The organism is Actinoplanes sp. CA-030573, assembly GCF_050951115.1.
In the GTDB taxonomy this organism is placed as follows: Bacteria; Actinomycetota; Actinomycetes; order Mycobacteriales; family Micromonosporaceae; genus Actinoplanes.
This window is the reverse complement of the sequence record NZ_CP192038.1, coordinates 6447167-6461749: the sequence shown is the minus strand read 5'-3', so window position 1 is coordinate 6461749 and position 14583 is coordinate 6447167. Positions and strand designations below refer to the sequence as shown.

The window sequence follows — 14583 nt, the reverse complement described above, 5'->3', positions numbered from 1 at the left end:
GCCAAGCCCTCCTCGCCACGGGGGCGATCGTGACACTGCTGGCCGGCGCGGCGACGCCGGCGAACGCGGCCGCTTCTCCGGGCGGGCGGATTCTGTCGGTGAACGCCAGTGACGGCAACAGCCCCGGAGAGCTGCGCAGCGCGCGGCCGGACGGCACCGGAATGACCGACCTGGGGCACGAGATCTATCCGCTCTCGTCCCCGGACTACTCACCCGACGGCACCCTGATCGTCTACGACGGCGTCCATTTCACCATCAGGACGATGAAGGCGGACGGCACCGACGATCAGCGGATCGCCGACGCGCCGTGCGGGCCCTCGCGTTCCCGCTGGTCGCCGGACGGCCGCTGGATCGCGTTCGAGTCCTGCGGGGACATCTGGAAGCTCAGCTCCCAGGGGTATCCCGGCGGCTACTTCAATCTGAGCAACAACCTCGCCAATTCCAGCCCGGACTGGGGACCGCTCGGCCGGCGGCTCGCCGCGCCGGCCGAAGGCACCATCCGGATCTACCGCGCCGACGGGTCCGGGTGGCGGGTGCTGACCGACCTGCCCCGGGCCTCCGACGTCGCCTGGAATCCGCGCTCCACCACCATCGCGGTCATGGCCATGGGCGACCTGTGGTTCGTGGACGCGGTCACCGGCGCGAAACGACAGCTGACCGACACGCCGGACGTGGTCGAGTCGCACCCGGTCTGGTCGCCGGACGGCCGGTGGCTGGCGTACGCCAGCGGCGGGGTGCTGCCGCCCCCGCCGCCCGACGAGCAGCCCCCGCCGGAGCCGCCGACGCCGGTCGTGAAGGACCCGCAGATCTGGTTGATGACCGCCGCCGGCAGTCAGCGCCACTCGACCGGCGTGGCGGGCATCCCGACCAGCTGGCGGGCGCAGGACTAGCTGCGCGGTTTCGAACGCGCCGCCTTCCGGGAAGGCTCGGAGGGCGGCGCACCGGCGAAGGCGAGCTTCCGCCGCGATCGCCGGCCCGGCCGCGTGAGCTGGGCGTATTAAGTCTTTCTTAAGCGCTGATCCGCTCATGGGAGCGCTCCCGTATTGCCAGCCGAACGCGAATAACGGCCCCTCTCGGGAAGCGCAGGTCCCAATGTACTCCAGGTCACGCTTCACAAAGTCCCGCACGAACGTGCGCCGCTGGCAGATCGGCGCGGTCGCCGGGGTCGCCGTCGCCATCGCGGGCGTCGGGCTCGGCGTCGCCTCCGCCGACGAGGCCGTGCCGACCGTCAACTGCCCGCAGGTCAAGGTCGCCGTGGCGGTGCCGGCTCAGGCGCAGGCCGAGGTGCAGAGCAACCTCCAGCTGCTCAACACCCAGATCAACGAGGCCAACAACCGGCTGAAGACCTCGGCCGGTCAGGGCGGCCCCAACTTCATCCAGAACGCGATCCTGGGCCCGCTGGCCGACAAGCGGTTCGCGACCATCAACCGGATCGAGACGGCGATCGGCCGGAACGCCGCCAAGCCCGACCTGAACGCCGAGGGTCTCAAGACCTGCACGCTCAATCAGGGTGGTGGGGCGTCGGCCACGCAGCCGACCTCGGCCGCCGGTGGTGGCAACGGAGCGGGTGGCAACAGCGGCGCCGGTACGGGTGAGGGCAGTGCCGCCGCCGGTGTGCCGACCGTCAACTGCCCGCAGGTCAACGTCAACGTGGCCGTGCCCCAGGAGGCGCAGGCTGAGGTCGTACGCAATCTCGAGCTCTTGAACACGCAGATCGACGAGGCCAACAAGCGGCTGGTCGACACGGTCGGCCAGGGTGGCGGGAACTTCATCCGGAACGCGATCCTGGGCCCGCTGGCCGACAAGCGGTTCGCGACCATCAACCGGATCGAGACCGCGATCGGCCGCCGCGCGCCGAAGCCGGACCTGAACGCCGAGGGCCTCAAGACGTGCTCGCTCAACGCGAACGGCGCCGCCTCGGCCAAGCAGGGCACCGGTGTGACCGTACGCCAGGCCGGCCAGAACGCCGCCGGCACCGGTCCCGCCCCGACCGTCAACTGCCCGGCCGTCACCGTGAACGTGGCGATCCCGGCTCAGGCCCAGGCCGAGGTGCAGCGCAACCTGGACCTGCTGAACACCCAGATCGCCGAGGCCGACAAGCGGCTGTCCACCACGGTCGGCCAGGGTGGCGCGAACTTCATCCGGAACGCGATCCTGGGCCCGCTGGCCGACAAGCGGTTCGCCACGATCAACCGGATCGAGACCGCGATCGGCCGCAACGCCGCCAAGCCGGATCTCAACGCGGAGGGTCTCAAGACCTGCTCGCTGAACGGCTGAGCACCTGATCGAGCTCCGGGCGTCCCAGCGGTGGCGGGCGCCCGGAGCTCATTTTCGTCGCGCGCGTCACGAGGGCGTCTTTGTGTCACACCCAAGCGGTACCTTTGCGCTCATGGCCGCCGATGCCCCCGAATCGCCAGCTCCGCAACGCCGCCCGCATCCGTGGCGGGTCGAGGGCGCGCCGCCCGGGAGCGGCCCGGGCCACGACGCGCCGAAGCAGCGGCCGGCCTGGCTGCGGTTCGGCTGGATGCTCATCGTGCTGCTCGCGATCAACTGGATCATCTCCTCGGTGCTGCTGGCGCCCCCGTCGCGGACGAACGTGTCGTACACCTTCTTCTTGACGCAGGTGACCGCGGCCAACGTCAAGGAGATCACCTCGACCGCCGACACGATCGAGGGCGAGTTCACCAAGGAGGTCGCCTACACGCCCTCCGGTGAGACGAAATCCGAGCAGGTCGAGCGCTTCACCACGCAGCGGCCCTCGTTCGCCGACGACGACCTGTTCGCCAAGCTGCAGGCCAACGGCGTGCCCGTCAACGCCAACCCGCCGGACGCGCCCGCGCCGATCTGGCAGCAGGTGCTGGTCGGGTTCGGGCCGACGATCCTGCTGGTCGGGCTGTTCTGGTGGATCAGCCGGCGGGCGGCGGCCGGGCTCGGCGCCGGCGGCGCGCTCGGTGGCTTCGGCCGGTCCCGGGCCAAGCTCTACCAGCCCGAGGCCGGGCCGCGCACGACGTTCGCCGACGTGGCCGGCATCGAGGAGGTCGAGCAGGAGGTCACCGAGATCGTCGACTTCCTGCGCGAGCCCGAGAAATACCGCAAGCTCGGCGCCCAGATCCCGCACGGCGTGCTGCTCTCCGGCCCGCCCGGCACCGGCAAGACGCTGCTGGCCCGGGCGGTGGCGGGCGAGGCGCAGGTGCCGTTCTTCTCGATCTCGGCGAGCGAGTTCATCGAGGCGATCGTCGGTGTCGGCGCCAGCCGCGTACGGGATCTGTTCGACCAGGCCAAGAAGGTGGCCCCGTCGATCATCTTCATCGACGAGCTCGACGCGATCGGCCGGGCCCGCGGCGGTGCGCAGTCGCTGGGCGGCAACGACGAGCGGGAGCAGACGCTCAACCAGATCCTCACCGAGATGGACGGCTTCACCGGCAGCGAGGGCGTGGTCGTGCTGGCCGCGACCAACCGCGCCGAGATCCTCGACGCGGCCCTGCTGCGACCGGGCCGGTTCGACCGCCGGGTGACGGTGAGCCCGCCCGACCTCAAGGGCCGCCGGGCGATCCTCGCCGTGCACAGCCGCGGCGTGCCGATCGCGCCCGGTGTAGACCTCGACGCGCTGGCCTCGGCCACCCCGGGCATGGTCGGCGCCGACCTGAAGAACCTGGTGAACGAGGCGGCGCTGCTGGCCGCCCGGCGCGGGCACGACCAGGTGCAGATGGCCGACTTCACCGACTCGCTCGAGAAGATCATGCTGGGCACGGTCCGGGGCATCATGCTGACCACGGAGGAGAAGGAGCGTACGGCGTTCCACGAATCCGGGCATGCGCTGCTCGGCATGCTCACGCCCGGCGCCGACCCGGTTCGCAAGATCTCGATCATCCCGCGCGGGCAGGCGCTCGGCGTCACGTTCCAGAGCCCGGCCACCGACCGCTACGGCTATTCGGCGAAATATCTGCGCGGGCGCATCATCGGCGCGCTGGGTGGGCGGGCGGCCGAGGAGGTCGTGTACGGCGACATGACCACCGGCGCCGAGAGCGATCTCGACCAGGTGAGCAATATCGCCCGGCAGATGGTCGGCCGCTGGGGCATGTCCGACGCGATCGGCCCGGTCACGGTGCTGCCGCCACCCGGCCAGGAGTCGCCGCTGGGCCTCGACGGCGTGGCGCCGGCGACCAAGGAGCTGATCGACGCCGAGGTCCGCAAGATCGTCGACGAGTGTTACGCCGATGCCCTGCGCCTGCTGCGCGAACACCGCGGCCAGCTCAACTCGCTGGCCCATCGCTTGATCGAGACCGAGACGCTCGACGAGGACGACGCCTACGCGGCGGCCGGCATCGACCGCAGCACGGCCCCCGGCGCGGTGGCCCGCGGCGAGGTTCCCGGCGGCCATCCGGCGCCCGGTATCCCGGCCGCTCCGGGCATCCCGGCCGCGCCCGCTTTCCCGGACACCGCCTCGGACGCCGCGACCCCGGGTGCCGCGACCCCGGGCGCCGCCAATCCAGGCGCTGCGAGCCCGGGCGCCGCGACCCCGGGCGCCGCAGCCTCGGGTGCGGGAACTTAGGCAACTTCGGGCGCTGTAACCCCCCGGCGCCGCAACTTCGGGCGCGGTAACGCCGGGCGCCGCGACCCCGAGCTCGTCGACGTCCGCCTCCGCGTGATCGGCGGATCGCCCAGGGTATGAATCGGCGAGGGCCCCGCGGGTCGGCTGGACCGCAGGGCCTTTTTCGCGGGCCGTTTCGCTGATTCCTGAACCGTTCCGCCGGTCCCGCAGGGCCGTGAGCTGCGGGAATACTGCGGTCCGTGGTTGATCTTCGCAGGGCGGCCGTGGCTGGTATCGGAACCTTCCTTCTCGGTGCGGCGGCGGCATGCGGCACCTCTCCGTCCGCGGAAGGCGAGAGCGCCGCGGCCGGCCCTCAGCCTTCGGTGGCGAACAGCGCGGCGGTGTCCGGCGGGTCGGCGGGGACAGGCTCGGAGGTGCCCGAATCGTCCGGAGTGAGTGCCGCGGCCGTTCCTCTTCGGCGGCTGGGCGAGCTGCTGTCGGAAACGCCCGGCACCTCCGGGAACACCCCCCGGCCGGCGAATCCGGCGGGCTGGGGCGATCCGATTCTCGTCGAGAGCTTCGACGGACCGTTGTCCCGGGACTGGGGACGCTACGACACCGTCAACGGGACGCCGCCGCGCAGTGCGGACGCGGTCTCGGTCTCCGGCGGCATGCTGCACATCACCGGGGGAGTGAACCAGCGGGTCGGCAAGGACGTCGGCGGCGGGGTCATGTATCTGAAGGATCTCAAGTACGGGCGGTGGGAGGTTCGCTTCCGGGTCCAGGCCGGCGCCGGGTACTCGGCCGTCGTGCTGATGTGGCCGAAGGAGAACGCGGACTGGCCCACGGCCGGCGAGATCGACCTCGCCGAGATCACCGACCCGGGGCGGTCGTCGTTCGGCAGCTTTCTGCATCATGGGCGGGACAACCACATGGTCGGCACCGACACCGAGGCGGACTTCACCCGGTTCCACACCGTCGCCGTGGACTGGCTGCCGACCCGGGTCACGTACTACCTGGACGGGAAGAAGATCTACAACGTGACGCCGGGGCAGATCGAGACCGGGCTGCCGACCGAGTCGGTCATGCACCTCGCCCTCCAGCTCGACCAGGGGTGCGACGACTTCATCCCGTGCCGGGACGCGCGCACGCCGGACAAGGTGGTCATGGACGTCGACTCGGTCCGGATCTACCGGATGCCGGCCTGAGTACGCGTGCTCAACCGTCCATACCGTCGATGAGTACGGCGGCGCTGGGCCCGGGCCGGGCGGCCGGCAAGAGTGACGGCCATGAGGATGCTGCGGTGGTGGGCGGTGGTGGTGGGCGGCGGCGCCGTCGCGTTGGTGTTCGCGTGGCTGGGGCGGCTGGCGGGCGTACCCCTGGAAACGCTTTTCGCCGTCGGTGGTGGGGTCGCCGCTCTGATGTGGACGGTGGTGCTGGTCACGCTGCCCTGGAATCTCCATTTCGAGGCGCGGCAGGTGCTGCGGCGCAACGCGGCCGGGCGCGAGCGCGGCATCGGGATCCCGCTCGACCGGGACCGTGAGGCGCGGCTGATCGCCCGCCGGACGCTGTGGCTCGCGGTCGGCGGCCATCTGGTCACGGCGGCGGTGTCGGCGGTGTTCGCGATCGCGACCGGGAGCGTGGCCGGCTGGTACGTCGCGGGCTTCTTCCTGCTGACCACGGCGATCCGGCCGGCGGCGGCGTTCCTGTCGCACCTGCGCGAGCGGCTCTTGATGTTGCGGCGGGAGGGGAGCTTCCCGCCGGACGACGTGGCCGCCCTGAAGGGCACCGTGGTCACTCAGGGTGCCGACCTCTACGAGCGGCGGTGCTTCGAGCAGGAGGCGGTGGAGGCTTTACGCCGTACGGCGAAAGCGTTTGCCGACGACCTCGAACACCTGCGGGATCGGGTCGACGTAGACCTCTCCCGGCTGGAGAACGCGCAGGCGGCCGAGCGGGCCGAGGGTCGCGCGCGCGACGAGCGGATGCGCGAGCGGATCGACCAGATGGCGCGGCGGATCGAGGCGACGCTGGACGGGATCGGGGATCACCAGGAGTTGCTGACCGGGATTCGGGCGCTGGTCCGGATGATCCGCACCGAGCCGGCGTGAGCGGCGCGGTCAGGACGCGGCGGAAGGGGTCGACTGGCGGGACCACGCGCGCAGCGCCCACCACCAGCGGACCGTCTCGAGGACGGGCAGGCCCTCGGCGGGGGTGCCGAAACCGGTCAGGTCCTGGAGGCGGCGCAGCCGGTAGCGGACCGTGTTGGGGTGCAGGTGCAACGCCCCGGCGGTGAGGTCGAGGCGCTGGCCGTGGTCGAGGTAGGCGACGGCGGTGGCGACCAGCTCGCGGTGGAAGTCGTCGCCCGGGGAGAGGGCGCCCAGCAGGTTGTCGCTCAGGAACGACGCCAGCATGGGCTGGGCCGCCAGGGCCGTCTCGCCGGCCAGCTCGACCACGTCGCAGATGCCGGTGGACTCGCGGGCCCGGGCGGCGTGCAGGGCGGTGCGGCTCAGGCGGTAGGCGGACCGGGCCTGGTCGAGGGTCACCGGCGGGGTGGTGACGACCAGGACGGCCGGGTCGAGGGCGCGGCCGGTCGGAACCCTCGGGGTCAGGCCGCTCAGCCGGCCGCCGACGGGGGCGAGGACGCCGCCGCAGCGGGCGAAGGCCTCCTCGAGGGCGCGGACCCGCACCGGGTCGGCGACGTCGGTGACCACGCAGTGGTACGTGCCGCTCGCGTGCAGGCCGAAGCGGGCCGGGTCCTCCTCGGGCGCGGCCGGCGCGCCGTCGTCGTCGAGCAGGAGGCGGCGCAGGACGCGGATGCGGCTCGTGCGGTCGTCGCGGTTCAGCTCGCGCTCGGCCTGGCGGTAGCCATCGATCACGTGGCGTTCGAGCTCGGTGCCGTAGCGGTCGAGCTTCAGCAACGCCTGGAGCAGCTCGTCGTACGGGATGCCGGACTCGCGGCCGCGGTTGATGGCGATCTCCAGCAGGCGGCTGCGGCCACCGTGCACGCCGGCCATCAGGCCCGCCACCGGAACGCCCAGCGCGGCCCGCTCGGCGCCGAACCGGTGGGCCTCGCTGAAGTCGAGGTCGTTGCCGAAGTCGCCCTCGGCCGCGGCCCGCTCGAACGCCGCGAAGCCGGCCGCGAGCAGGGCGGCCACGTGGCGCCGGCTCTCGGCCCAGGGGAGACGGGCGACCTCGGGGAACTGGGCGCGGGCCGAGGCGACGACGTCGTCGACCAGCTGCACGTCCTGGGACATGTCGCGCACGAGCGCGGCCACGGTGCCGGTCAGCATGGCCGGGCCGGTTGTCCGCAGGGCACAAGGAGCGGCTGTGGCATTGGGTGTGGCCCTCTATCGACGTCGGTCGTCAGCTTGTTCCCATTGTGTTACTGAAAAGTAACAGCCCCGACCCGTGTTGTGGAACCTCTCGGGAGAACCCTGTCATGACCGTACACATCGGACCGCTTCGGGGCGTACTCGGCGCACTCGTCGCGCTTCTTCCCCTGGCCGTCAGCGCGCCCGCGGTGGCGCAGAGCCCGGCGCTGCAGGAGGTCATGTTCGTCGGCAACAACTGGGAAGGCACGGTCGACGTCATCCACTCGCGCGGCGACTTCGCCAAGCTCGGCCGGATCAACGTCGTGCCGGACAAGACCCAGCGGCTGCTGGAGATCTACCTGAACCCGATCAAGCTGGCCTACTACCTCGGCATCCAGCAGGGGCCGGGCGAGGGGCACGACCAGCTGGTCGACGACATGTACACCACGCCGGCCGGCGACGCGCTGGTCGCGTCCCGCCCGAGCTTCGCCGACGTGGTGTCGATCGACCTCGCGACCGGCGCGGTGCGCTGGCGCTTCGCCGTCTCCGGGTACCGCGCCGACCACATGGCGGTGTCGCCCGACGGCAAGTCGGTGGCGGTGTCGGCGTCGACCTCGAACACGGTGCACGTGCTCGACATCGTGACCGGCCGGCAGCTGGGCTCGTTCACGGCCGGCGACAAGCCGCACGAGAACATCTTCACCCGCGACGGGCGCTACCTGTGGAACATGTCGATAGGTGAGGTCAACACGTCGCTGGACGACCCGTCGCTGGACTGGACCAAAGGGGACCGGCACATCACGATCGCGGACACCAGGACGTACGGCGTGGTCCGCACCATCGACATGCGGCCCCGGCTCGACGCGTTCGGCCGCAAGGACCTCTCCGACGCCGTGCGCCCCGCGGTCTTCACGCCCGACGAGTCCAAGCTGTACTTCCAGGTCTCGTTCTTCGGCGGACTGGTCGAGTACGACGTCGCCACCGACAAGATCACGCGGGTGAAGGAGCTGCCGCTCAACCCGGCCACCAACCCGGACCGGACGACGTGGGTGAACGACTCGCGCCACCACGGCCTGTCGATCAGCCCGGACGGCTCGAAGCTGTGCGTGGCCGGGACGATGGACGACTATGCGACCGTGGTCGACCGGGCGACGCTCACGCCGGGCCCGCTGGTCACCGCGAGCAAGCCGTACTGGGCGACGGTGAGCGGCGACGGGCTCGACTGCGTCATCTCCGAGTCGGGCGCCGACCGGGTGTCGGCGATCAGCTTCGCCACCGGGCAGCGGGTCGCGACCGTGGCCGTCGGCGACCACCCGCAGCGGGTCCGGATCGGGCACATCCCCGCCGGCTGGACCGCGCCGTAACGAAAAGGGCCGCCCCGCGACTCGGCGGGGCGGCCCATCGGCGTACGGACGGGGACTAAGGCGCACCCACCAGCTCGGGCACCCTCTCGTCGGGGTCCGAAGGCGACGGGAGGCCGTGCGCGGCGTGCCGGCCGCGCGGCCGCAGGAAGCGTGGCGCCCACCAGTTGGCCGGGCCGAGCAGCGTCATCAGCGACGGCAGCACGACCGCCCGGATGATCGTGGCGTCGAGCAGGATCGCCGCCGCCAGGCCGACGCCCAGCTGCTTCATGTCGATCGTGCTGAGCGTCGCGAAGATCGAGAAGACGGCGACCATCACGATCGCGGCGCTGCTCACGGTGCCGGCCGAGCCCGCGATGCCGTCGGCGACCGCCTCCCGGGTCGGCACCCCGCGGCCCACCGCCTCGCGGATCCGGGAGACCACGAAGACGTGGTAGTCCATCGACAGCCCGAACAGGACCACGAACAGGAACATCGGCAGCCAGGTGACGATCGCGCCGGTCGAGGTGAAGCCGAGCAGCCCTTCCGCCCAATGGTTCTGGAAGACCAGGACCATCAGCCCGTACGCCGCGCCGGCCGACAGCAGGTTCAGCAGGATCGACGTCAATGCCACCACGACCGACCGGAACGTCCACGCCATCACCAGGAACGTCAGCGCCAGCACGAAGCCGGCCACGATCGGCAGGGTGTGCCAGATGTGCTTGGCGTAGTCCTCGTTCTCGGCGACGGCGCCGGCCACCGCGTACTTGGCGCCGGGAATCGACCCGAGCGCGGCCGGGGCCAGCTGCTGCCGCAGCTCGTGCAGCGAGTCGGCGGCCTGGTCGCTGCGGGCCGAGAACGGCGTGGCCAGGTTGAGCACGGCGACCGTGCGGTCGGCCGAGACGTCGATGTCCGGTCCGGTGGTCTCGAGCGGGGCGAACAACGGATCGCCCTGGGTGCTGCCGGCCAGCTTGACCAGCGCCGTCTTCACGGCGTCGGCCTGCCCGGCCGGCGCCTGCACGGCGACCACGTGGGTGGTGCCGTTACTCGGGTACGCGGCGGTCAGCCGGTCGTACGCCTGCATCGCCGCCGTGGTCCGCGGCAGGTCCTCGGTCCCCGGGAACTTGAGCTTCATGCCCAGCGCCGGCGCCGCCAGCGCGAGCAGGGCCAGGACGCTCACCGCGAGGGTCGCGGCGGGGCGCCGGAGGGCCGGGGTGAGGATCTTGCGCCAGACCCGGCCGTCGCCGCCGCGGCCACGCAGGCGCCAGATCAGCGGCACCCGCGGCCGGTCGACCCAGCGGCCGAGCTTGGCCAGCAGGGCCGGCAGCACGGTCAGCGAGCCGAGCACGGCCACCGCCACGACCAGGATCGAGCCGGTCGCGAGCGAGGAGAACGTCGAGTCGCCGGCCAGGAACAGCCCGGCCATCGCGATGATCACGGCGGTGCCGGAGACGACGACCGCGTGCCCGGACGTCTCGGCCGCGATCTCGACCGCGTCCACGTGCCCGCGGCCCTTCGCCCGTTCCTCGCGTTCCCGGCGGACGTAGAACAGCGAGTAGTCGACGCCGACCGCCATGCCGATCAGCAGGATCACGCTGCCGGTCGCGTCGCCCATCGGCACCAGGTGCGAGGCGAGCGTGGAGAGGCCCATGGCCGCGGCTACCGACGACAGCGCCAGCAGCACCGGGATTCCGGCCGCGATCAGCGCGCCGAACGCGAGGATCAGGATGGCCAGGGTGACCGGCAGGCTGAGGATCTCGGCCTTCTGGAAGTCCTTGCCGAGCGTGTCGTCGAGGGCCTTGCCGATGGACGGGCCGCCGACCTCCTCGACCCGCAGCTGCGGGTGGGCGGCCTGCACCTCGGCCGTGGCCGCGAGCAGCGGCGCGACCCGGTCGGAGGCCGAGTCCGGGTCGCCGGCCATGGTGATCGGCACCAGCAGCGCCGAGCCGTCGCGGGCCGGGATCGGGTCGCCGACCTTCTCGACGCCGGTGACCGTGCGGAGCTTCGCCGTGGCGTCCTCGGCCACCGCGGCCGCGGCCTTGGCGTCGAGCTTGCCCGAGCGGGCGGTGATCAGCACGTTGTCCACGGCCGGCTCGTCGGCGAACTTGCCGTCCTCGATCATCACGTACGCGCGGCCGGACTCGCCGATCGCGTCGTCCTGCGCGGTCGCCTCGCGGGTTCCGGCCATGTTGCCGCCCACGAAGCACACCGCCACGAATGCCACCCACAACGCGATCGCGCGCCACGGGTGCTCGGCGCTCCAGCGCGCCATGCGTACCGTCACCGGACGCTTCCCCATCTGGGCCCCCTGCCCTCGGATTTCTGTGTCGAAGCTGAAGTTAGGCAGTGCGCGAGCTGGGAACATCGGGGTCGGACCCCGGTCGCACCCGGATCCGCCACGGCCGCCGAAGACGTCGGATCGCCGACTTTGCGGCTCCGCAAATCGGGCTTCTCGCCCCGAAAGATCACGCCGACCCCGAGATCGACTCAGGGGCTTTCCCGGAAAACCGTGTGAGGACCGACACGGTCGGTTCCCGACCAAGTTGGTCCATTGCCGTCTAGGCTGGTCCGCATGCCGCGCCCGACCAAGCAGCAGATCGAGGACGAGATCCTCGAGACCGCGGCCGCGCTCTTCGCCCGGCACGGGTTCAAGGAGACGTCGATCCAGCGGGTCGCCGACGCGGTGGGCTACTCCAAGACCGGCCTGCTGCACCGCTTCCCGACCAAGGAGGCGCTGCAGGACGCGGTGGTCGAGCGGGCGCTGGCCGACATGCGCGGCGTCGCCACCGAGGCCGAGGGCCTGCCGGTCGGTCCCGAGCGCGACCGGGTCGTGCTCACCGGCGTCGCCCGGCTCGCGGTCAACCGGCCCGGCGCCGTCGCGTTGCTGCTCAGCGGCCTGATGAGCGCACCCGACAGCGAGATGCTCCAGCAGGTCGGCGCGGTGGTGTTCGCCGCGTTCGGCGTGCCCGCGCCGGAGTGCGTCACCGAGCTGGACACCCCCCGGCTGCTGCGCATCGTCGGCGCCCTGGGCGCCCTCGCCGTCACCGCGGTCGCCTGCCAGGGCAAGGCCGAGGCCGGCCACCTTGTCGACGTCAGCTACGACGCGCTCGGCCACGAGCGCTGATCTCGCCGGAGAAGAAGAGGACCCCCGCATGGCAACGCTGCTGCACCGCCTCGGACTGGGCGCCGTCCGGCACCGCCTCGCCGTCACCGCCGTCTGGCTGCTCGCGCTGGTCGCGGTGGCGGTCGGTGCGGCGACCCTGTCCGGCGCGACGGTGAACTCGTTCTCGATCCCGGGCCAGGAGTCGACGACCGCGCTCGACCTCATGAAGCAGCGTTTCGGCAACGCGTCGGCCGGGGCCACCGCCCAGGTCGTCTTCGCGGCCCCGGCCGGCGAGAAGGTGACCGCCGAGCAGAACGCGGCCGCGATCGCGCGGACCGTGGCCGTGCTGGGCAAGCTGCCGGGCGTCGTCGCGGCCAGCAACCCGCTCGACCCCGCGTCGCCGGTGGTGTCGCAGGACCAGTCGGCCGCCTACAGCACGGTCACCTACGGCGTGCAGGCGTCGGAGATCACCGCCGAGGAGCGGGAGGCGCTGCTGACCGCCGCCGACCAGGCCCGGGCCGGGCAGCTGACGGTCGAGGTCCGCGGCGAGGCGGTCAAGGAGTCCGGCGCCGACGTGGGCGGCCCGGCCGAGGGCATCGGCGTCATCGTGGCGCTGCTCGTGCTCGCGCTGACCTACCGCTCGCTGGTCGCGGCCGGGATGAACCTGCTCACCGCGGTCGTCGGCGTCGGCATCGGCGCGCTCGGCATCGTGACGCTCACCGGCTTCGTCGAGCTGCAGTCGACGACCTCGATCCTGGCGGTGATGCTCGGCCTCGCCGTCGGCATCGACTACGCGCTGTTCATCATCACCCGGTTCCGGCAGGAGCTGCGGCGCGGCCTGCCGGTGCCGGAGGCCGCGGCCATGGCGGTCGGCACGGCCGGCTCGGCGGTCGTCACCGCCGGCCTGACCGTGGTCATCGCGCTGGCCGGCCTGTCGGTGGCGGGCATACCGTTCCTGACCGAGATGGGCCTCGCCGCGGCGGCCACCGTCGTCATCGCCGTGCTGGTGGCGATCACCCTGGTGCCGGCCATCCTCGGCTTCGTCGGCGTGCGGGCGCTGCCCAGGAAGCTGCGGCACGCGCCGCCGGTCGAGCACACCGGCGAGGAGACCGGCCGCGGCTTCATCCGAGGCTGGGCGAACACCGTCACCAAGCGGCGCTGGGCAAGCCTGATCGTCGCCGTCGCGGCGCTCGGCGTGATCGCCATCCCGGTCACCCGGATGCAGACCTCGCTGATCCAGAAGGAGGTCCCGGGCAGCACGATGGCCAAGGCCGACGCGCTCATCGCCCAGCGGTTCGGCCCCGGCTTCGCCGGCCCGCTGCTGGTGCTGGTCGACGGCGCCGGCTCGACCTCGTACGCGGCGACGGTCCAGCGGCAGGTGAGCACCCTGCCCGGCGTCCTGGTGGCCACCCCGCCGCGGCCCAACCCGAACGGCTCGGCCGCCCTGATCACCGTCATCCCCAGGAGCGGCCCGGACGCGACCGAGACCGTCGACCTCGTGCACGCCATCCGCGACCGGGTCGCCGACGGGCCGGACGCCCGGGTCTACGTGACCGGGCAGACGGCGATCAGCATCGACGTGTCGCAGAAGCTCAACGCCGCCCTGCCGCTCTACCTCGCGCTCGTGGTCGGGCTGGCCTTCGTGCTCCTGGTGCTCGTCTTCCGCTCGATCCTGGTCCCGGTCGCCGGCGTGATCGGCTTCCTGCTCACGATCGGGGCCGCCTTCGGCGCCACGGTCGCGGTCTTCCAGTGGGGCTGGCTCGCCGACGTGGTCAACGTCAAGGTCACCGGCCCGCTGCTGAGCCTGTCGCCGATCATCATCGTCGGCATCCTGTTCGGCCTGGCCATGGACTACATGGTGTTCCTGGTTTCGCGGATGCACGAGGCCCACGCGCACGGCGCCGCCCCACGCGACGCCGTGGTCACCGGCTTCCGCCAGGCGGCGCCGGTGGTGATCGCGGCCGCCACGATCATGTTCTCGGTGTTCGCCGGCTTCGTGCCGCAGGGCAACGACACGGTCAAGCCCATCGCGTTCGCGCTGGCCATCGGCATCCTGTTCGACGCCCTGGTGGTCCGCATGATCGCCATCCCGGCGGCGCTGGCGCTGATGGGCCGGGCCGCCTGGTGGATGCCCCGCTGGCTGGCCAAGCTCCCGGCGCTGGACGTCGAGGGCGCGGCCCTCGAGCGCCGCGCGCCCGAGACGGCTTCGGTCGCCGGGCGAGCGGGAACGCCCGTTATATGACGAATATTCGGAAGGAAGCGCGCGAATCCCCAGCGTGACCGCCGTCCGTCTTGCTG

The 14583-nt window shown here is 72.0% G+C and carries 10 protein-coding genes; 8 read left to right on the top strand and 2 right to left on the bottom strand.

Going from position 1 to position 14583, the window contains the following annotated elements:
• Positions 1 to 29: 29 nt before the first annotated feature.
• From ACQP2F_RS29795 to ACQP2F_RS29775, 5 genes are all read left to right on the top strand, one after another.
• Positions 30 to 890, top strand: a complete 861-nt coding sequence (locus ACQP2F_RS29795) for a TolB family protein (protein WP_433293112.1) — start codon at positions 30 to 32, stop codon at positions 888 to 890.
• Positions 891 to 1131: 241 nt separating this feature from the next.
• A complete protein-coding gene (locus ACQP2F_RS29790; protein WP_433293110.1) occupies positions 1132 to 2277 on the top strand; it encodes a hypothetical protein in 1146 nt (381 codons plus the stop codon).
• A gap of 112 nt (positions 2278 to 2389) precedes the next feature.
• Positions 2390 to 4552: an ATP-dependent zinc metalloprotease FtsH gene (gene ftsH / locus ACQP2F_RS29785; RefSeq protein WP_433293108.1), complete on the top strand. Its 2163-nt coding sequence runs from the start codon at positions 2390 to 2392 to the stop codon at positions 4550 to 4552.
• A gap of 431 nt (positions 4553 to 4983) precedes the next feature.
• A complete protein-coding gene (locus tag ACQP2F_RS29780) occupies positions 4984 to 5739 on the top strand; it encodes a glycoside hydrolase family 16 protein (RefSeq protein ID WP_433293106.1) in 756 nt (251 codons plus the stop codon).
• A gap of 81 nt (positions 5740 to 5820) precedes the next feature.
• Complete coding sequence (locus ACQP2F_RS29775) at positions 5821 to 6639, top strand: hypothetical protein (protein ID WP_433293104.1); 819 nt, start codon at positions 5821 to 5823, stop codon at positions 6637 to 6639.
• A 9-nt stretch (positions 6640 to 6648) separates the two neighbouring features.
• On the opposite strand, the gene ACQP2F_RS29770 is transcribed toward ACQP2F_RS29775, so the two are convergent.
• Positions 6649 to 7821, bottom strand: coding sequence for a PucR family transcriptional regulator (locus ACQP2F_RS29770; RefSeq protein ID WP_433293102.1), 1173 nt, complete (start codon positions 7819 to 7821; stop codon positions 6649 to 6651).
• A gap of 149 nt (positions 7822 to 7970) precedes the next feature.
• Between ACQP2F_RS29770 and ACQP2F_RS29765 the strand changes: the two genes are divergently transcribed.
• A complete protein-coding gene (locus tag ACQP2F_RS29765) occupies positions 7971 to 9206 on the top strand; it encodes a YncE family protein (RefSeq protein ID WP_433293100.1) in 1236 nt (411 codons plus the stop codon).
• A gap of 55 nt (positions 9207 to 9261) precedes the next feature.
• Here ACQP2F_RS29765 and ACQP2F_RS29760 read toward each other — a convergent pair whose 3' ends face one another.
• Entirely contained in the window at positions 9262 to 11481 is a 2220-nt protein-coding gene (locus ACQP2F_RS29760; RefSeq protein WP_433293098.1) for an MMPL family transporter, read from the bottom strand.
• Between the two features lie 273 nt (positions 11482 to 11754).
• On the opposite strand from ACQP2F_RS29760, the gene ACQP2F_RS29755 reads away from it, so the two are divergent.
• Positions 11755 to 12306, top strand: a complete 552-nt coding sequence (locus ACQP2F_RS29755; RefSeq protein ID WP_433293096.1) for a TetR/AcrR family transcriptional regulator — start codon at positions 11755 to 11757, stop codon at positions 12304 to 12306.
• Positions 12307 to 12334: 28 nt separating this feature from the next.
• Positions 12335 to 14527: an MMPL family transporter gene (locus ACQP2F_RS29750; RefSeq protein ID WP_433293094.1), complete on the top strand. Its 2193-nt coding sequence runs from the start codon at positions 12335 to 12337 to the stop codon at positions 14525 to 14527.
• Positions 14528 to 14583: the final 56 nt, after the last annotated feature.